The 18,868-nt window shown below is 49.2% G+C and carries 16 protein-coding genes; 7 read left to right on the forward strand and 9 right to left on the reverse strand.

Features of this window, described 5'->3' with window-relative positions:
- Positions 1–55 precede the first annotated feature (55 nt).
- Positions 56–865, forward strand: a complete 810-nt coding sequence (locus tag MHM95_RS17480) for an endonuclease/exonuclease/phosphatase family protein (protein WP_239385898.1) — start codon at positions 56–58, stop codon at positions 863–865.
- Here the strand turns inward: MHM95_RS17480 and MHM95_RS17485 are convergent.
- Both MHM95_RS17485 and MHM95_RS17490 read right to left on the reverse strand, forming a co-directional pair.
- Positions 860–4,444 carry a M1 family aminopeptidase gene (locus MHM95_RS17485; RefSeq protein WP_239385899.1) on the reverse strand — a complete coding sequence of 1,195 codons (3,585 nt, stop codon included), beginning with the start codon at positions 4,442–4,444 and terminating at the stop codon, positions 860–862. The two genes, MHM95_RS17480 and MHM95_RS17485, sit on opposite strands and share 6 nt — an antisense overlap.
- An 8-nt stretch (positions 4,445–4,452) precedes the next feature.
- On the reverse strand, positions 4,453–5,337 hold the full coding sequence (locus tag MHM95_RS17490) for an ABC transporter ATP-binding protein (RefSeq protein WP_022943935.1): 885 nt from the start codon (positions 5,335–5,337) through the stop codon (positions 4,453–4,455).
- A 162-nt stretch (positions 5,338–5,499) separates the two neighbouring features.
- Between MHM95_RS17490 and MHM95_RS17495 the strand changes: the two genes are divergently transcribed.
- Positions 5,500–6,177, forward strand: coding sequence for a nitroreductase family protein (locus MHM95_RS17495; protein ID WP_138547912.1), 678 nt, complete (start codon positions 5,500–5,502; stop codon positions 6,175–6,177).
- Here the strand turns inward: MHM95_RS17495 and MHM95_RS17500 are convergent.
- The 3 genes from MHM95_RS17500 to MHM95_RS17510 are packed head-to-tail and all read right to left on the reverse strand — an operon-like array spanning position 6,172 to position 10,786.
- Positions 6,172–7,227 (reverse strand): efflux RND transporter periplasmic adaptor subunit, encoded by a 1,056-nt coding sequence (locus MHM95_RS17500; RefSeq protein ID WP_239385900.1) that lies wholly within the window; start codon positions 7,225–7,227, stop codon positions 6,172–6,174. The genes MHM95_RS17495 and MHM95_RS17500 overlap by 6 nt on opposite strands.
- Complete coding sequence (locus tag MHM95_RS17505; protein ID WP_239385901.1) at positions 7,217–10,486, reverse strand: efflux RND transporter permease subunit; 3,270 nt, start codon at positions 10,484–10,486, stop codon at positions 7,217–7,219. The genes MHM95_RS17500 and MHM95_RS17505 overlap by 11 nt, the downstream gene beginning before the upstream one ends.
- Positions 10,487–10,489: 3 nt before the next feature.
- Positions 10,490–10,786: a metalloregulator ArsR/SmtB family transcription factor gene (locus MHM95_RS17510; protein WP_022943931.1), complete on the reverse strand. Its 297-nt coding sequence runs from the start codon at positions 10,784–10,786 to the stop codon at positions 10,490–10,492.
- A 136-nt stretch (positions 10,787–10,922) separates the two neighbouring features.
- Here MHM95_RS17510 and MHM95_RS17515 point away from each other — a divergent pair, with 136 nt between their 5' ends.
- From MHM95_RS17515 to MHM95_RS17525, 3 genes are read left to right on the forward strand one after another with little or no spacing between them, the layout of a single operon-like run.
- Complete coding sequence (locus MHM95_RS17515; RefSeq protein ID WP_022943930.1) at positions 10,923–11,111, forward strand: DUF2892 domain-containing protein; 189 nt, start codon at positions 10,923–10,925, stop codon at positions 11,109–11,111.
- A gap of 1 nt (position 11,112) precedes the next feature.
- Complete coding sequence (locus MHM95_RS17520; RefSeq protein WP_138510120.1) at positions 11,113–11,457, forward strand: rhodanese-like domain-containing protein; 345 nt, start codon at positions 11,113–11,115, stop codon at positions 11,455–11,457.
- A gap of 58 nt (positions 11,458–11,515) precedes the next feature.
- Positions 11,516–13,294: an alkaline phosphatase D family protein gene (locus MHM95_RS17525; protein ID WP_239385902.1), complete on the forward strand. Its 1,779-nt coding sequence runs from the start codon at positions 11,516–11,518 to the stop codon at positions 13,292–13,294.
- Here the strand turns inward: MHM95_RS17525 and MHM95_RS17530 are convergent.
- Positions 13,291–13,836, reverse strand: coding sequence for a PH domain-containing protein (locus tag MHM95_RS17530; RefSeq protein ID WP_022943927.1), 546 nt, complete (start codon positions 13,834–13,836; stop codon positions 13,291–13,293). The genes MHM95_RS17525 and MHM95_RS17530 overlap by 4 nt on opposite strands.
- The gene (locus tag MHM95_RS17535) at positions 13,829–14,233 is read right to left on the reverse strand and encodes a DUF3224 domain-containing protein (protein ID WP_022943926.1); all 405 of its coding nucleotides are present in this window, start codon (positions 14,231–14,233) and stop codon (positions 13,829–13,831) included. Before MHM95_RS17535 ends, MHM95_RS17530 begins: the two co-directional genes overlap by 8 nt.
- Positions 14,234–14,372: 139 nt before the next feature.
- Between MHM95_RS17535 and MHM95_RS17540 the strand changes: the two genes are divergently transcribed.
- On the forward strand, positions 14,373–16,160 hold the full coding sequence (locus MHM95_RS17540; protein WP_239385903.1) for an ABC transporter transmembrane domain-containing protein: 1,788 nt from the start codon (positions 14,373–14,375) through the stop codon (positions 16,158–16,160).
- Here the strand turns inward: MHM95_RS17540 and MHM95_RS17545 are convergent.
- Positions 16,150–16,782: an OmpA family protein gene (locus tag MHM95_RS17545; protein ID WP_045980297.1), complete on the reverse strand. Its 633-nt coding sequence runs from the start codon at positions 16,780–16,782 to the stop codon at positions 16,150–16,152. The genes MHM95_RS17540 and MHM95_RS17545 overlap by 11 nt on opposite strands.
- A gap of 83 nt (positions 16,783–16,865) precedes the next feature.
- On the reverse strand, positions 16,866–17,648 hold the full coding sequence (locus MHM95_RS17550; protein ID WP_239385904.1) for a transporter substrate-binding domain-containing protein: 783 nt from the start codon (positions 17,646–17,648) through the stop codon (positions 16,866–16,868).
- Positions 17,649–17,723: 75 nt separating this feature from the next.
- Here MHM95_RS17550 and chrA point away from each other — a divergent pair, with 75 nt between their 5' ends.
- A complete protein-coding gene (gene chrA / locus MHM95_RS17555; RefSeq protein WP_022943921.1) occupies positions 17,724–18,863 on the forward strand; it encodes a chromate efflux transporter in 1,140 nt (379 codons plus the stop codon).
- The last annotated feature ends 5 nt before the right edge of the window (positions 18,864–18,868 follow it).

Here is an 18,868-nt window from a genome sequence, read left to right on the forward strand (position 1 = left end):
TTTTTTTGCCACTATAGCACAGCCCATTGGCAGCCCTTCAAGGTACATCATTGTCGTGATCAGTTTATATTTGGTGTTTTACAGCGCATTTCTACTTTGGCAACAGTGGGTGTTACCAGCTGCCAGTGAAGACATCCAGGGCATTGTCTCAACGCCACGGCAATGCGCGCAGCAACTCAGAAAACCAATCACCACGCACACTGACGTCCTACCACAGCGTATTGGAGTCCTCAGTTGGAATATTTATAAAGCACAACATGAACAGCTGCTACCGGATTTAAGAGCGCTGTCTCAGGGCGTTGACTTTGTGCTTTTACAGGAGGCGTTTCGCGACCAACAACTCTTTGCTATCAAGCCTTATGCACGCTTTTCCCCCGGCTTCCGAGGGTGGTCAAAACAAACCGGTACCTTATTGCTCAGTGATTTTCAGCCGCAGCTCTATTGTCGCTTTTACCAACGCGAACCCTGGCTGCGAACACCGAAGGCATCAAGTATAAGCCGTTATGCGCTAGCGCAGGGGGGCAGTTTACTTGTAGTGAACCTCCACGGTATCAACTTTACCTGGGGCACCGAAGACTATCAACGCCAACTAAAAACCTTAACCCTGCTCATTGCTCAGCATAACGGACCTGTTATTTTTGCTGGCGATTTCAATACCTGGAGCGACTCCCGTCAACAATTAGTAAAGCAGCTATTAACTCCTTTGCAGTTAGCACCGGTGACCTTATCCCCTGACCAGCGCACGCGTTTTTTTGGCTACGCTTTGGATCAAGTGTGGACCCGAGGGGTAGAAATAAAAAGAGCTCAAGCGTTGGCACGCGAGAGCTCAGATCATAACCCGATATTGGTATCGTTAAGCTTATAGCTTTTTCACGTTATTAGCGCTATCACGATCGACTAATTTAATGAGTGGGTCGACACCTGCAAAACTTGGCCGCTCATCAACATACAGCTCTAGTGTATTGGCGCCTGAGACCAGCTCATGTTTTTGTAAGTAAATTACTGAATCATTGGCACTTAACTGTTCAGGGTCAAAGTGGAATAAGCCGATATCCACCAGCTGCTGCATGGGCTCTTCTGTCTCGACCCCCTCACCATTGGCATATACTTTTTTGGCATCAATGCTCAAGGTCACTTTAAACTTACCGCTTTGCTCATTTGTTTCACTCACGACTACATCTTCTAGCGCTAGCTCATACAAAGTGATGCGTTTAAACTGATCATCAATAAAGGCCTGTTCTTGCTCATTCGCTTGCGCTTTGAGGTGACGCAACAGGTCAAGAGTTGTGGGGTAAGGGTTCGTTTGGTACTTAAACTCCTGTAAAAAGTGCCGCAATGCCGTATTGGTGCGCTTATCGCCTAACCTATCAGCAACCGCCATCATCACTACCGAGCCTTTACGATAGTGCAAATATTGCTGATTTTCAGAGCGATATAACGGCATCTCGCGATAACTTTCCATAGTGCGGCCCTGTAAATAGCGATCTAACTCATATTTGAGGAACTTACGCAGCTTCTGCTCGCCATATTTTTCCGCCATCACTTGCAGTGCACTGTACTGAGATAAGGTTTCAGATATGACCGCCGACCCCTGCACATTGGCGGCACCAACTTGATGTCCCCACCACTGGTGCGCAACCTCGTGAGCGGTTACATAATAAGGCAGGTTAATATCATCTGGGTCTCGCAAGTCGGTGATGAAGCCAATACGTTCAGAATACGGAACGGTGTTTGCGAAGCTCTGCGCAAAGCCACGGTAACCTGGGAACTCGAGGATTCGTAGCTGTTTATGCTGGTAAGGACCAAACTCTTTGGTGAAATAATCGATAGAGTCCTTGGTAGACTGGATCATCGTATCGACATTCCACGGGTGGTCACGATGATAATAAACTTCAATATTGATGCCTTTGTAACGCTCTTTCTTCACCTCTAAGCGGGCCGACATAATATTGTAGAAGTCCACCATAGGCGCATCCATCTCATAGCGATAAGTCCGGCGTCCGCGTTCTTCATCTACTTGCTCACTTTGCAAATAACCTGGGGCGATAGCAAATTGGTCAATATCAGTGCTCACCGTGGCGCTGAAATCAATAAAACCGACGTTGGCACCAAAGAAATTTTGCCCATAATAGCGACTATCCTCGAGGTCATTGGCACGCTCAAGCTCGGGTAAATCACGTTTGCGACGCTCGTTGCGATCCCATAACTGGTAATCAAGGCGATAGCCAAATACCGGTAATAGTTCCGCGTTATTAATAAAGGTGCCATTTTCAACCAAGCTGGTATCAAAGCCGCTATCTTTAAAGCCTTGGTGGGCACGTACCACAGTTAAAGTGCCTTGACGCACCTCCCCTGGCTGCATAGGTTTTTCGAACTCAAACCACCAAGTGTTTAAGTCATCAATCTTTTCACCTAAGGCACCGCCTTCTAGTTGCACCTGCCATTGTTCACTGTACTGCGGTTTACTCACCAAGAAACGTTCAATCACTTGCTCAGTTGGGTTGGTGAACGTGATATCGGCTTGTGCTTCAATACGTCGGCGCTGCGGATAGATATCAGCGGTAATATCCACCTTAGTTAACATAGGCACAGGCGCTTCTTTATATTGGCCCAATTGCTTTTCGTATTGCACCTGCAGAGCTTGAATATCGTCTTTGGAGTGAAATTCGTTCAGTACCCGCGTGTTGTGGTATATCCACGCGCCACTGGCGACAAACATCACCAACCCACAGACTGCCAATACTTGCCCTTTACCGCCTAAGTTATAACTGAGCAGTCGTATACGCGCCAATAGGCTTTGTTGCGGACCTCGGTGCCATAAGCCGTAGCCTAATGCTGCCAAAGCTAAGGTCATACCTAACCAATACACATTGTACCAATGCACTGCATTAAGAAAGTGACCGTAAGTATTCAAATCAGAATAAGGCGCGGCTGGGGAGCCGGCAAAGTCATACATGTTATGACTAAAGCCATAGTTGTTAAGGATCAAGCTTACGGCGTAATAGACAATAAACAGTACCATGCCCACATATTTATTGGGGCTGATCACTTGGAAGAAAAAGGCCAACACAGTGGTCATAAATAAAGGCACCAAGGTTAAGTAACCCAAGCGGAATAAGTATTGACCCAGTTCGATATTAAAGTGACCTTTGATCAGCTGATAACTAATAGTGAGCGCCATCCCCACTACATATAACATCACTAATACAGCGGTCACAGCGGTTAACTTCGAGCCCCAAAACACTAAGTTATGTGCTGGGTAAGAATCGATAATATCGCCAAACTTTGAGTTGCGTTCGCGCCATACCACTTCAGCAGAGTAGTACACCAACACAATGACCATCAACACGCCCATGGCCCCTTGAATAAGCGGAACCATAGTTTGAGTCAGTGGCCAGTTGGATACGCCATAACTGACCCCTGGTGCGAGTAGCGGAGCAATCAGCATAAACAGCGTGATGGTCGCTAAAATCAAAAACGCTGGGCTCATTAATACCTGAGCAAACTCAAAACGGGTGCGCATCATAAACTGACTGCGGGTATTAATGCTCTGTACTCGCACCGAGATATTGTTGGCTAATGCTTGTTGCGCGCGCTTACGCATTGATTGCGATACACCTGGGCGCTTTTTATCTTTACCTTGGCTTTGATAACCACTTTTGAGTCCTAGCAGCGCAAACACGACTCCTGCGACAGCGAGCCATAGCACGCGGTTATACAGCAGGTAGCTGGAAAAAGGTAATAACAGTTCATTCTTCTCAACCGTGGTCCAGTAACGCGTTACATCTGCAAATGCACCATAACCAAAGGGGTCTAATATTGCCGCCCACACCCGTACCGACGGCTCTTCAAAATACACCGAAAGAGTCGAATAAGTGAGAAATAGAATCACAGCGGCAATATATACAGCCATCATGGTACGAAAACGCAGCGCCGCTACATGACAAAACACCGCAATCACAAACAAAGTGGGCAAAGCGAGAAACAGATAAGGCTGCAAGTAGTGAGATAAATGCTGCTCGCCCAGCAGCTCGGCTGGCGACCAACCAAGCATGACGCCAAAAGCGCTCCCCGCAAACACACCTAAAGGTACAAACAGCATTACCACCGCAGTCACCACAAAAGAGCCTAAAAAGTGACCCAAGGTGTAAGCCTGCTTATTAAAGGGCTTGGTGTACACCAGCTCTAGCATGTTTTCAGTATCGTTGCGTAAGCTGGATGAAGCGACAAAGTTCACCACCGCAAAAAGCACGAAATTCAACGCCACAACTTGCACAAACGCATTCACAAACGGGCCGTTGAGATGCACGTTAGAACCCCACAACGGGAGGTTATCGCTCATAGTCATGGCAAACGAAAGTAGGAAAAATAATAAACTACAAACGTAAAAAGATGGCTGGCGCAAAAAATAGCGCAGCTCAAAGGTGAGCATTTTAAGTAACATGTGCCCTCCTACGCCTGTGCCGCTGCACGTTGCTGGTATAAAGTCGAGAAATACACGTCTTCTAAGTTACTGGGCACGGCCTCAAATCCTTCCGGCGGCGCATCGGCAAATACATGTAAAATAGTATTGCCAGCAAACAAGCGTTTAGAAATCACCGGTAGGTGCTGCTCAAGCTCTAACGCCTGCTGCTGATTGGCCACTTCTTTTCGCCAAATCTGGCCATTAAGCTGATGGGTCAAATCGATAGGGTTGCCTTGCAAGAGAATTTCACCACCCGCTAGCACCGCCATGTTAGGGCATAGCTCACTGACATCATCAACGATGTGCGTTGATAAGATCACCACTTTTTGCTCACCCAAGCTAACTAATAGGTTGTGAAAGCGATTCCGCTCTTCAGGGTCTAAGCCCGCAGTCGGCTCATCGACTATCAGTAGGTCAGGGTCGCCAAGCAGCGCTTGAGCAATGCCAAAGCGTTGGCGCATGCCTCCTGAAAAACCACTCACTGCTTTCAGTTTATGCTCATACAAATTGGTGTGCGCAAGTAGGCCATCGACCACTTCTTTACGCTCTTTGGCGTTGTCTAAACCTTTTAATATCGCCATATGATCGAGCAAATCTGCTGCACTAACTCGGGGATAGACGCCAAAATCTTGTGGCAGATAACCCAGTCGGCGGCGCACTTCCTGCGGCTGTTTAAATACATCCAGTCCATCAAATTCGATGGTGCCGCTATCCGCTGTTTGTAAGGTTGCAATGGTGCGCATCAATGATGATTTTCCGGCACCGTTCGGCCCAAGGAGCCCAAACATGCCTTTAGGGATTGTTAAATTCACTCCTTTGAGCGCTTGCACGCCATTGCCATATGTTTTGGTAAGGCCTTGAATCGAAAGCACGGGGTATTCCTTTTTATATTTATTATTAGTGCCTAGGGTTATACCACAGGGGAAAGCGGGTACAAAGATGAACGCAACGTTAATATGTAAGTAAATATGATGTAGACAGAAATACCATTCGGACCTAGGCTAAAATCACCACCACCATTGAGCGAGTACACTATGCAGCCCCACCAACATACCCCGTTAACCGACTTTATTGAGTACCCTGCCGCGCAAATGCTGACGCGTGCGCAGGAGTTTTTAGACACCGCCAAACGTCGCCACAGTATTCGTAGTTTTAGCGACCGTGCGGTTGATAAACGCATTATCGAAACCTGCATTCAGGCGGCAGGCACAGCGCCGAGTGGAGCTAACCACCAACCCTGGCACTTTGTCGCTATCAATTCCGAAGCCGTAAAAAAGCAAATTCGCGAGCAAGCAGAGCAGTTAGAGCGCTCGTTTTATGAGGGCCGCGCTGGGCAGCAGTGGCTAGATGCACTCAAACCTTTGGGCACCGATGCGCAAAAGCCATATTTACAACATGCGCCTTGGTTAATCGCGGTATTTAGCCAGAAAAAAGGCGGTTTACACACCGATGAGCAGCAACCCAATTATTATGTTCACGAGTCTGTTGGGCTCGCTACAGGCTTTTTAATTCAAGGCTTACATCGCGCCGGGCTAGCCACCCTCACGCACACTCCCAAGCCGATGAGCTTCCTGAGCGAAATTTGCGGCCGTAACAAGGACAATGAACGTCCCTATATGCTTATCGTGGTTGGCTACCCAAGTGACGATGCCACGGTGCCTAACCACGCTTTACAGAAAAAATCGCTGACTGAGATAGCAACATTTTTATAGCGCTGCGGGCTGCGCTTCGGTGGCTATTATCTCACCGGGGCTCAGCCCTGAAAGCACCTCGACCTGATCATCCACAATTTGCCCCAAACGAACATAACGGCGCTGCAATTGTCCTTGCTTTACCACCATGACCATGTCCAGCTGACCATGTTGGTGCACCCACTCGCGGGCCACCAGCACTCCTTGGCGTGAAGACGCTGGCAGCTCCAGCTGCGCATACAAGCCTGGCAGCAGCTTCGCACTTTGTGGCGCCGCAAAGCGCATCAACAGTGAGCGCGAACCACTGTCCGCTGCGGGGACCACCTCCACCAACGGCACGTCTGCGTGTAGCGCTAACGCGGCGATTGAAACTCGTCGCTGTGTGCCAATATCCAAGGTTAATGCCTGGCCTTCACGTACCGCAAACTCAAGCTGTAGTTGCTGCGGGTTGTAAATGGCCAGTAGCGCCTGCCCTGGGCTGGCGGTATCGCCCGGCTCAGCGAAACGCTCGACCACGCGTCCAGCAATAGGTGCTTTAATGGTGGCGTACTGTAAGGCAATCTGCGCTTGTTGCAACGCTTGTTGGGCCTGTTCAACACTGGCTTTGAGGTTGTCATGCTTGGCGGTAGCTACATCAATATCGTTTTGCGAAATCAACCCTTGTGCAAATAGCTCGTTAGCACGGCGAAGCTGTTTACTGGCCTGCGTCAATGACGCTTGCAATGCATTTACTTGCGCTTTGGCTTGCTGCACTTGACTTTGTAGCGCCTGTTTATCAAGCTCAATCACCACTTGTCCTTGCTTTACGGTGTCGCCTGCACGCACTAAAAAGCGCTCAATCTGTGCTAATACCCGTGCTGAAACTTGGGTATTTTGCTTGGCAATAACCTGCCCTGGCACCACTTCTGCCACATTTATGGCACTAAGCTCAACCTGATGGGTGGCGCCTCGGTATGATTGTTCATCGGTTTTAACTCCTGGCGCAATATGCTGAGTAAGCACCCCAGAAAACCACACTATTACGGCGGCTAAAATAGCTATGACGAGCGCCGCTGTTAACTTAGTTCGCATTGTTTGCTTCCTCTTTTGCAAAGACTAGGTAATACACCAAAGGCACGACCAGCAAAGTGAATAGGGTTGAGGCGAGAATGCCGAAAATAATCGCGATTGCGAGACCGCTAAAGACGGGATCAAAAATGATCATTATATTGCCCAGCAGGGTGGTCCCAGCGGTTAACAGCACTGGCCGCATACGTACCTGCACAGCGTTAATAAGCGCCGTTTTAATGGCTTCACCTTGGCGTCGTGATTGTTCAATAAACTCCACGAGGATCAGTGAATTACGTATGACGATACCGGCCAGGGCAATCATGCCAATCATCGCCGTGGCGGTAAATAACACCGGCTCCGGCGCGCCGGCAATAGCGCGCTCACCCAATTGATTCAGTAACCAAAAGCCGGGCATAATCCCAATAATGGTAAGCGGAATGGCCGACATAATAATTAATGCCAAGCTCATGGATTTTGTTTGCACCCGCAACAACACTAAAATGGCCGCCAACGCAAAGGCAAAGGCAATGCCCATATCGCGAAACACATCAATGGTGATGCGCCACTCCCCTTCGCCGCTAAAAGATACATCAATCCCCTCGCCAAGGTGCCATGCTTGAGTGCCACCCGAATCAACAAAAGTACGCTGCTGCCAAGGGATGCTTTGTAATTCTGTCACGTCCTTATCGGCACTGACATCGGCAATCACTTCCGCCGGGGTACGGCCATTGAGTTCAGCCATGACATAGATAACCCGTTGTAAGTCTTTGCGCACAATGGGCTGGGGTCGCGCTAATGAGTTAAACTCGCCCAACTCGGACAGCGCCACCATAGGCTGAGGAGCGCTAGATAAACCAAGCTCCGAGCTACTTTGGCTAATATTGCGCTGACCTTTCACCTGCAGGGCGCCAACATGTGTTTGCGTACGGTGGCGATATGGCAGCGTCACCTCGATAGGCAGCGGGTTGATTTCATCATCAACATAAAGTTGACCGACCTGCTGACCTTTTAATGCCACCCTTAGCGCCGTAGCGATATCGGCGCTGGCTACCGCCGACAGTGCCGCTTTGCTAGTGTTGGTAACAAAGCGCAGCTGTGTTTGCGCGGCGGCCATGGAGCTGTCAACTTCAACAACATGGGGCTCTTGGCGCAGCCGCGCCATCACTTGGCGTGCGGCCTCACGATGCTGTTGCGCATCAATAAACGGTTTGGCATAGACCTCGGCGACCAAAGTACTCAGCACCGGAGGTCCGGGCGGCACCTCAATCACTTTAATAGTGATCCCGTCTTGATTAAATTCGGCCAGCTTATCACGCAGCCGTAACACCACGGCATGGGACTGATGCTGGCGTTGCGATTTATCGTGTAGTAATACCCGTAACTCCCCCTGATGCTCGCCAACGCGGCGGTAATAACCTCGCACCATACCATTAAAGTCCATACTCGAAGGCTGGCCGACGTACGCGGCAATGGCCTTGACCTCATTAAGCTGCCACACCTTGCGCTGAACCTGCCGGGTTACCGCCGCAGTATGCTCCAATGCCGTCCCTTCGGGCATGTCAATGAGCACCTGCACCTCACTTTTATTATCGTAGGGCAGTAACTTCAGCGGTACGGCACGCATCACTGGTAAGCTGGCACTGAATACAAATAACGCTAAAACCGTATACAGCACCCATTTGGCTCTGCGTGGTTGGCTAAGGATATAACCCAGCAATTGCGTGTATTTCTGCATCGCTTTGCTTGGCTCCCTGAGCGCCAGACCTTGCTCTGGCTTGAGGATACGCATAGCTAGCCATGGCGTTACGAAAAATGCCACCAGCGTCGATAGCGCGACACTGATTGGCACGTTAAACGCCATGGGCGCCATATAGGGACCCATCATTCCGGTAATAAAGGCAAGTGGAAAGAAGGCCACCATAATGGTCAATGTTGACATCAACAGCGGCGTGCGAATTTCGCTGATGGCAGCGACGATGTTATCTTTTCGATCACCAGAGCGATTAAGGTAGCGACTGATATTGTCTATTCCGGTGATTGGGTCATCGACTAATAGCCCCAAGGCTAAAATGAGCGCGAACAAGGTGACGCGGTTAATGGTGTAACCAAATGCCCAATCTAAGGTGAGGGTGAGGCCATAGCAAATAGGCAAGGCCAAGGCGATCACGATCGCTGGACGCCACCCTAGAAACACGCCAATAAAGAGCACCACGGTAATAATGGCAAAAGCCAGGCTGGCGCCGAGGTTATTGACTTTGTCATTCGCTGTTTGGCCATAGTCGCGTAGCGTCACCACTTTGACTTCTGGCGGCAACAGCTGTCGTTGCAAACGCGCCATTTCTCGATGCACCGCATCGGCAACCGCTACCGCATTACTACCCCCTTGCTTTGCCACGCTTAAGGTCACTAAGGGCAGTTGCTGGTGATCGCCGTGCTGTAACCACTGGTAATGACTGGGCTCACTGGGGCCGACGGTGATCTCGGCGACGCTATCTAAGCGCACTGCCTGACCATTGACAACATTAACCACTAACTCACTGAGCTGCGCTTGATCACGTAATGCATCACCGGCTTGAACATGCACCCGCCATGGGCCTTGAGCATCGTTGACTCGACCCACTTCATGCAGCTGATTTGATACCTCTAGCGCATAGAGAACATCTTGTACCGTGGTTTGATGGGCATTGAGCGCGCTGATATCGAGATAAACATAGGCGCTGCGTTTACGCCCAGCGACCACCTTTACCTCGCTCGTATCCGCCAAGCGTTGTAAATTGGTGGCTAACTCCTGGGCCATGCGGGTGAGGTCATAATCGTTATAGAGCTGCGGTGCCTCGCTATATAAGCCCAACATCACAATGGCCACATCATCGACCGATATGGGCTTAATCTGCCACTGCTTAACCACCTGAGGCATGGTGTCTTGATAGGCATATAATTTTGCATAAGTGTCTATCAAAGCTTGCTCGCGGGAATGACCTACCTCGAAACGCAGTGTGGTCACTAATTGCTCATTAGCCGTGGTGGAATAGATGTGTTCAACCCCTGGAATTTGCGCCAGCAGCTTCTCTAGTTTGATGGTCACCAGCCGTTCGACTTGTGGCGCCTCAATTCCGGGCACGGCCACCGTGATATCAAGCATAGGCACGGTGATCTGTGGCTCTTCCTCACGCGGGGTATAGCTTAAGGCCAAGGCACCAAGCACTAAGGCCACAATGAAAACCACCAACGCAAAAGGGCCGTTCAAACTCGCTTTTACTGTTTTATCCAAGGCGTTCACAGCCTACTCCTGACAAAATAGCGTGTATAAAGTCTGCAAAATGGCCTTAGCGTTATCATCACACAACTGGTAGTAAATGGTCTGACTCTCACGCCGCGTGGTCACCATGTTTTCGTTACGCAATACAGCGAGGTGCTGTGACAATGCCGACTGACTTAACGGCACTGCATCATTGAGCTGGGATACGCTGAGTTCACCCTGCTGCAAACTGCATAGGATCATTAGACGGTTTTTATTTGCCAGAATCTTCAGCAGGCTTTGTGCCTGCTCAGCGCTGTCGGCTATTTTACTGAAATCCACGTGTCGCTCTTGTTGTGAACTGAGAATGGCAGAAGTATAGAAAGGAATATTAGCCTTGTCTAATATTAATTGTTGCTAATTTAGATTTTACTAATATACTGAATATAGTCTCTCATCTCTAACAAGGTGTATTGCTATGAATATATCTGCTGCGCTGCGACTGATTGCTGGCGTTATGGTCCTGATATCCTTACTGCTGGCGCATTTCGTCGACTCTAACTGGCTATTTTTTACTGTATTTATTGCCCTTAATCTTATCCAATCAGCATTTAGCGGTTGGTGTCCTATGATGTATATATTAAAAAAGCTAGGCATGGAGGAATAATATGCTGACCCCAATCCCAGATTTACTAAAAACCATCACCCCTAATCAACGCCGCATTAGCGCCGAGCAAGCGAAAGCGGAGCTAAGTGATAATCATGGCTTATTGATTGATGTACGCGAACCCGCCGAGCATGCAACCAAAGCCGCCACTGGCGCTATTAATATTCCTCGGGGGCTATTGGAAATGAAGCTGATGGAAATTGAAAAAGACGCCAACCGCCCTATCTACTTACACTGTGCCAGCAGTGCGCGGGCGACACTAAGTGCCGAGCAGCTCACGCGCGTTGGCTACAAAAATGTCACCGTCATAACCTGTAAGGCCGATCATATTTGTCAGGTGTTTTAACCTAACAGTAACATGACTCCGATATGCTCTGTATTTTTAGGTTAATGGGTACAGAGTAATGACGTTAACGCGGAGAAGTTTTTTAAAGGCATCGGCAGCCGGGTTTGGTGCTGCCGTTTTATCGCTCGGCCTCAGTGGCTGTGTATTCGATAGTGACGATGACGATAGCGTCGATGTGAGCTTTGATCACGGTGTCGCCAGCGGCGACCCACTCAGCGATGCCCTCATTATTTGGACTCGAGTAACACCGCAACAGCCAGTTAGCAGCCTCAAAGTGCAATGGCAGGCGGCGACCGATCCCGAGTTTATCAACATCAGCCATGATGGCGAGGCGCAGGTAAGTGCCGACAGTGATTTTACACTGAAAGTGGACTTACAAGGTCTCGATGCTAACACTCAGTACTATTACCGCTTCAAGGCATATGGCAAAACCTCTCCTACGGGTAAGGGGAAAACGCTGCCAACAGGCAATATCGAGCAAGTTAAGTTCGCCGTGCTTTCATGCGCAAACTACCCTGCTGGCTATTTTCATGTATATGGCGAGGTTGCCAAACAACCCGACTTAGACGCGGTATTACACCTTGGCGATTACCTCTATGAGTACGGTAATGACGGTTATGCCACTGCCGATGCAGCGGCCCTTGGGCGCCTACTACCGCAAGATAACAGCACAGAAATGTTATCGCTTGAAGATTACCGTAAACGTTATGCACACTACCGCACAGATACCGACCTGCAAGCAGCGCACAGCCATTGTCCATTTATTGTGGTGTGGGACGACCATGAAATAACCAATGATACCTGGCGTGATGGTGCCCAAAATCATAGTGAGGACGAAGGGGATTTCACTCAACGTAAGCTTTATGCCTTACAAGCTTACTTCGAATGGATGCCCATACGTAATGTGGCCGACAAAGAGCGTATTTATCGTCGTTTTGATTTTGCTAACCTAGTGTCTTTGTACATGCTGGATACCCGCGTACTGGCCCGCGATGAGCAACTTAGCTTTGCTGATTTTGATCTTGCTAGCGCCCCAGGACAAGCGCAGTTTGCCAGTGCTATTAGCTCCTCATCACGGGCTCTTTTAGGTAGCGAGCAATTAACTTGGCTACAAGATGGCATTATGACCTCTGACTGCCAATGGCAAGTACTCGCACAGCAGGTACTGATGACGAAGATGCATATGCCGGTGGAAGTATTACAGCTGCTCGGGAGCCTGCAAGTAGCCTTGGCTAGTGGCGAAGATACAAGCGCCCTGCTCACCCAAGCCAATGCATTGTTCGCTGAGTTGGCGCAAATAAAAACACGCATACTAGCTGGGGATCCCACTGTCAGTACCAACGAGCGCGCCCGGGTAGAAACCAAAGTACCCTACAACCTTGATGCCTGGGACGGTTACGCTTATGAGCGCGAGATATTACTCGCCAGCGCCGTAGCTGCGCAAAAGGATTTAGTTGTACTTGCTGGCGATACCCATAATGGTTGGGCAGGTCAATTGCGAACCGACGCCACTAACCCCATTGCTGCTAACCAAGCGGCTGGCGTTGAGTTTGCCACCGCTTCGGTTTCTTCCCCTGGACTTGAAAGTTATTTATCCCTGAACACTCAGGATCCGCAGGCAGTAGCACAAATAGAGCAGGTCATCACCTTGCTGATTGACGACCTTACCTATAATAACTTAGTGGATCGGGGTTATCTTACGGTGACGTTCACCGCCGAGCAGGCACAGGCGCAGTGGCATTACATCAACACGGTAAAAGACAGCAATTACCAAGTGCTTTCAACACGTTCAAAGCAGTTATCGGTGAATGCCGGTAGTCGTCAGCTGATAAGTTAATCTGAACGCTGCTCAAGATGCTTGAGTCGCGTATCAATCCGTTCTACAACTTCGACCAAGCGTGCCAACAGCGCTTGGTCGCTAGGTTGTGACATAGACTCTGATTGTGTTTGTTGGTGCTCAGCTAAACGCTCTTTTTGCGCCAAAATGGCCTCACGGAACTGCTGTGCATCCACCACTCCAATGAGTGACACTAACGCACCGGTACCCGACTGGCCCGCTGTTTCAAAACTCAATTGATGAATACCAAACAGTCGCATCAATGGCCCTTGCGTTAACCCCACATCGGTAATTTTATCAAGGGGAATGGTTTTTTCAGTGCGCACCAAAATACCGCGTTTAACAAACAGCTTTTTTTCACTCAAGGTTGCCGACATAGCCGCCAACATACGCCCTGATACGAGCCACACAACAATGGCAATAACGGGGATAAAAACAATACCAAACAAGGTCACAGTGGCAACCAATAACCACAAGACCAACCAGTATTGTTTCACTTTGGGGTTAAATTGCGCGCTGTGTAAAATCGTTTCACTACTCATTAGTACTACCTAGCTGGTAGTCAAATACGTAATGGTGAGCGCCATTGTCCATATTGATGGTCATTTTCCCGCTCAAGCCTCGCAATTCGCCGCTACCTGAATCCGGCACCACCTCAAGGATCAATGTATCTTTGCCTTGGTTCATGGTACCGAAGTGCTGGAGTACGAAGCTGCCTTTTTTGTCAGCCAGTGTCCCAGTGACCTGCTCTAAGGCGACATAACCAGCAGAGCCTTGCACTGGCGTGCGGGCACTGAGCATTTCACCCTGACTAATACCGTGGAGCTCACCACTAAAGGTTTTATCTATCGACATTCTTCCTAAATCAATACCGTCTACCCCAGTGGCATAACTTTGTTGCGGGTTTAATTTAACGGTAAAAGTTCCTGTTGCTTGCATGGTGGCTTCCTGTTGGTTAGTCCTTGTACTCTAGTTGTATAGAAAAACCACCAACAACGCAACGTTGGTATCATAGCAACCATGGCGCCAGTGCACAGGTTTGATACACTGAGCACTTAATCCGCAGCAAAGTACGCATATGAACACAGCCGCTAACGAAAAAAGCGCTTTGCGCTACCTCCGCCCTATTTTTAAATTTGTGTGGCCTTATAAGTGGGTGGTTATCGCCGCCCTCGCAGCGCTACTACTGACCGCAGGTATTAACCTTTCGTTGGGACAGGGGCTCAAGCAAGTGATTGATGACGGCTTTATTGCTGGTTCAATTACTCAGCTACGACAATCTGTGATGGTGCTTATTGCCTTAATCGCGATCATGGCGGTGGGAATTTTCTGCCGCTTTTACATGATGTCATGGCTAGGTGAGCGCGTTAGTAACGATATTCGCAAGGCGGTGTTCGCGCGTATTGTCTCCCTGCACCCAAGTTACTTTGAAGAGAATCGCAGCGGCGAAATTATGTCGCGCCTAACCACCGATACCACCTTACTGCAAAGCATCGTCGGCTCGTCTTTATCCATGGCACTGCGCAGTGCGTTGATGCTTATCGGCGGCATCATTATGTTGTTTATCACTAATGTGAAGCTGACGTTGATCGTACTACTGTGTGTACCGCTGGTGCTCTTACCTATGAAGTTATTCGGCCGCCGCGTACGCACGTTAGCAAGTAGCTCCCAAGACGCTATCGCTGATATCAGCACCTATGCTGGCGAGGTCATGCAAAACATCAAAACTGTTCACAGTTTTAACCGCCAAGCGATGGAGCAAAACGCTTTTAATGGTGAAGTAGATAAAGCTTTCTCAGTCGCCAAACGACGAATACTTCAGCGCGCCATCCTGATAGCCCTCGTGATTTTTATCACCTTCTCGGGGATCAGTTTTATGCTCTACAGCGGCGGCGTGGATGTTCTCAATGGCGCTATGACAGGCGGTGAGCTGGCAGCCTTTGTTTTTTATGCTGTGGTGGTGGCGATGTCGGTAGGCACAGTGGCGGAAATATATGGCGAACTGCAACGCGCAGCAGGGGCCGCTAAGCGCCTAGTAGAACTACTGCAAGTACGCAGCGATATAATCGACCCAACTAATCCGGCCCGCTTTGATAACAAGCAAAGCGAAACGGCCATCTTAGCTTTTAATGAGGTGAGTTTTTGCTACCCCTCGCGACCAAACACACCCGCACTGAATGGCTTTAACTTAACCATTAACGCTGGCGAGACCATTGCAATTGTCGGCCCTTCGGGGGCGGGCAAAAGCACCTTGTTTGAGTTGTTACAGCGTTTCTATGACGTGAGCAGTGGCCAAATTAAGTTGCACAACAAAGAACTTAGCACTTTGTCTTTACACGCGCTTCGTGACGAAATGGCCATGGTGGCCCAGCATCCAGTGCTGTTTAGCGCCGATGTTTATCACAATATCGCATATGCGCGCGAAGACGCCACACAAGCCCAAGTTATCGCTGCCGCGAAGCAAGCCTATGCACATGAATTTATAAACGACTTACCTGATGGCTACAGTAGCTTTTTGGGGGAGCGGGGGGTGCGCCTATCGGGAGGGCAAAAACAGCGCATTGCCATTGCTCGTGCGATTTTAAAAGACCCTAATATTTTACTTTTAGACGAAGCGACCAGCGCTTTAGACGCCGAAAGTGAGTTTCATGTGCAAGCCGCGCTGACCCGACTCATGCAATCCCGCACAACGCTAATTATTGCCCATCGTTTAAGTACGGTGATGCATGCGGATCGCATCGTGGTCATGGACCAAGGTAAAGTGGTGGCCGTTGGTGACCACCCGACATTATTGCAACAATCGGCGCTGTATCAGCGCCTATGCGAGTTGCAATTTAATCAGCCTTCGCAGTTATCTAGTTCTTAACGTTAGGCACGATTTGGATTTCTACACGACGGTTCAAGGCGCGACCGTTAGCCGTGGAATTATCCGCAACAGGGCGACTTTCGCCAAAGCCTTGAGTGCTCACACGCGCCGCTAAAATTTGCTTGTTCACCAAGTAATTTTTAACGCTCTGAGCACGCTGCTCAGATAAACGTTGGTTATAATCACTGGCGCCGGTGCTGTCGGTATGACCTTGAACGCTCAGGTAGGTTTTCTCGTACTTGTTCATAACACTGGCAATTGCGTCTAAAGTACGGTGGAAACCACTAGAGATATAAGATTGATCGGTGGCAAAGGTAATATTTGAAGGCATCACTAAACGGATGTTATCGCCCTCGCGTACCACTTCCACGCCCGAGCCCGCTAATTCATCTCGAAAAGCCTGCTCCTGCTTATCCATGTAGTCACCTACCGCAGCACCCGCTAAGGCACCAATGGCGGCACCGATAAAAATACGCTTGTCGTCATGGTCGCCCGTCGCTTTACCTAGTACGGCGCCAATACCGGCACCGATACCTGCACCTTTTTGCGTATTGGTTGCTTGGCAACCTGACAACACCACTGTTACCGCTACTGCTGTAGCCACTGTAGAAAAACGAGTCATACGTTTAACCATTGTGAATTCCTAAATAGTTGGGTATGCGGGTGATACTAGCAAAGATTAATGAACTAGAGGTTAAAACCGTGCTAATTAATTCCGTTTTGAGGCATCACTGGAGGTAGCGCATAAGGTTTGACCAACGCACTTAACTCGCCACTGTTAAGCATTTTCTGGTACTGCTGATTAATTTTCTCAGCCAGTGTGCTGCCAGCAAAACGCGATGCAAACGCCATATGACCATAAATGGCGTCTTGGTACCTATATGGGTGCTTCATAAGTTGATGTGCCGGACGTTGCAGTACGCCCATGGCATGTTCTGCCGTCGCTTCAACGCCAATAAACAGGTCTACGCGGTCTTTAAGTAACATATCTAAAGCGATTTGCTCTGACGTCACTGGTACTTTTATCAGCTTTTCATCATTGTCAAAGCGCGCAAAGTGCGCCGCTCCGCGCATCACCGCAATACGTTTCCCATACAAATCGTTGTAGTGCTCGATGTTAAAGCTGGGTGTCTTTAGTGAATAAAAGCTAAATGATGAGTGCAATGCCATGTAAGCTGGCGTAACAAACTGCAGTTGTTGTTCACGAGCAGGGGTACGTATTAGCCCGCCCATTATATCGACTTCATTATGAGTGAGTAAGTAAACACAGCGAGAAAACGGGCATGCAATTACGTTGATATCGAAGTTTAGCTCTTGTGCTATAGGGCGCAGGATATCAATAATCAGCCCTTTAGGTGCGCTCGATTCGGTATTGCTATACGGCGGCGCATGATCGACGGCCACACTAACAACCGTGCGAGCACTGGCACAAAGCGAATATACCAACGTAACTATCAGCAAAAAAAAGACGCGTGTTCTTACTACCACCTGTGCCCCTTGCAACTAACACCGCTGTGCCTGTACTGTCATATTAATGACAACTAATCGAAGTATAGTTTAGCGATGAAACTTTTATCGTTATTTTACCAGTTTTTCCTCCTCGGCTGCACTAGCTTTGGTGGCCCAGCAGCACATTTAGGTTACTTTCAACGCCACTTCGTTGAAAACAAGCAATGGTTATCACAGCAGCAGTACGGGCACTTGATCTCGCTCAGCCAGCTATTACCAGGTCCCGGCAGTTCGCAGGTAGGCTTCGCAATTGGCTTACACCATGCGGGCGTGCTTGGTGGCATCGTTGCTTTTGTTGGCTTCACCTTGCCCTCTATGTTGATTATGGTGTTATTGGCTGTTGGCGCGCAGCAATTAGGCTGGGGGCTGTCTGGGTTGATCATTGGCCTAAAACTTTTCGCAGTCGTCATTGTTACTGATGCACTGATAACGATGACTAAAAGCTTTTGCCCTAACTGGCAAACAAAAGCGTTAGCATTGCTCAGTGCCTTGGCACTTATTTTTGTTCCTTCCCTTTACACTCAACTGGCCATTTTAGCCGTAGCTGGCGTAACCGGTGCTTGGTTATTAAAACCGATGGAGTGCGCCGAGTCCGAGTCGCCTACACGACTTAACTGGCCGGCTTTACTGCTCTTTTCAGTGCTGTTTTTACTTACCTTTAGCGCGGCTTCTGGCTATTGGCAACTGGCTGGGCAGTTTTATCAAGCGGGATCTTTGGTATTTGGCGGCGGCCATGTGGTGTTACCGCTGTTAGACACTATTCTAACGGATGTTGACAGCGATGCATTTTTATCCGGCTATGCAGCCGCTCAGGCTATTCCTGGGCCGATGTTTACCTTTGCTACGTACCTTGGTGCTATCATGACACCGCATGCGCCTTTGCTAGGTGCTACCTTAGCCACCTTAGCCATTTTTACGCCTGGTTTTTTGTTGGTTATCGGCTTTCATCGCCACTGGCAGTCGTTATTGAGCAACCCACTCGTTGCTGGGGTAAGCAAAGCCATTAATGCTGCAGTGGTGGGCTTTATTGCTGCCGCTTTATACAACCCGATCATCCCCGCAGGCATAAGCCAATGGTGGTATGGTCTTTTTGCCATTATCGGGCTGTGGGTGTTGCGCCAGTATAAACCGCCAATACTTATGGTAATCGCCAGTTTTGCAGCGCTAGGGCTACTGCTGGCAAAGTTGCCCTAACCGCC

The organism is Pseudoalteromonas sp. CnMc7-15 (genome assembly GCF_022347925.1).
In the GTDB taxonomy this organism is placed as follows: Bacteria; Pseudomonadota; Gammaproteobacteria; order Enterobacterales; family Alteromonadaceae; genus Pseudoalteromonas; species Pseudoalteromonas ruthenica.

Excerpts from the sequence above, each read along its gene's own strand:
- MHM95_RS17535 (WP_022943926.1), bottom strand. The coding sequence starts at position 14,233 with ATGCAAGCAACAGGAACTTTTACCGTTAAATTAAACCCGCAACAAAGT.
- MHM95_RS17520 (WP_138510120.1), top strand. The coding sequence starts at position 11,113 with ATGCTGACCCCAATCCCAGATTTACTAAAAACCATCACCCCTAATCAA.
- chrA (WP_022943921.1), top strand. The coding sequence starts at position 17,724 with ATGAAACTTTTATCGTTATTTTACCAGTTTTTCCTCCTCGGCTGCACT.
- MHM95_RS17545 (WP_045980297.1), bottom strand. The coding sequence starts at position 16,782 with ATGACTCGTTTTTCTACAGTGGCTACAGCAGTAGCGGTAACAGTGGTG.
- MHM95_RS17500 (WP_239385900.1), bottom strand. The coding sequence starts at position 7,227 with ATGCGAACTAAGTTAACAGCGGCGCTCGTCATAGCTATTTTAGCCGCC.
- MHM95_RS17540 (WP_239385903.1), top strand. The coding sequence starts at position 14,373 with ATGAACACAGCCGCTAACGAAAAAAGCGCTTTGCGCTACCTCCGCCCT.
- MHM95_RS17485 (WP_239385899.1), bottom strand. The coding sequence starts at position 4,444 with ATGTTACTTAAAATGCTCACCTTTGAGCTGCGCTATTTTTTGCGCCAG.
- MHM95_RS17515 (WP_022943930.1), top strand. The coding sequence starts at position 10,923 with ATGAATATATCTGCTGCGCTGCGACTGATTGCTGGCGTTATGGTCCTG.
- MHM95_RS17530 (WP_022943927.1), bottom strand. The coding sequence starts at position 13,836 with ATGAGTAGTGAAACGATTTTACACAGCGCGCAATTTAACCCCAAAGTG.
- MHM95_RS17495 (WP_138547912.1), top strand. The coding sequence starts at position 5,500 with ATGCAGCCCCACCAACATACCCCGTTAACCGACTTTATTGAGTACCCT.
- MHM95_RS17525 (WP_239385902.1), top strand. The coding sequence starts at position 11,516 with ATGACGTTAACGCGGAGAAGTTTTTTAAAGGCATCGGCAGCCGGGTTT.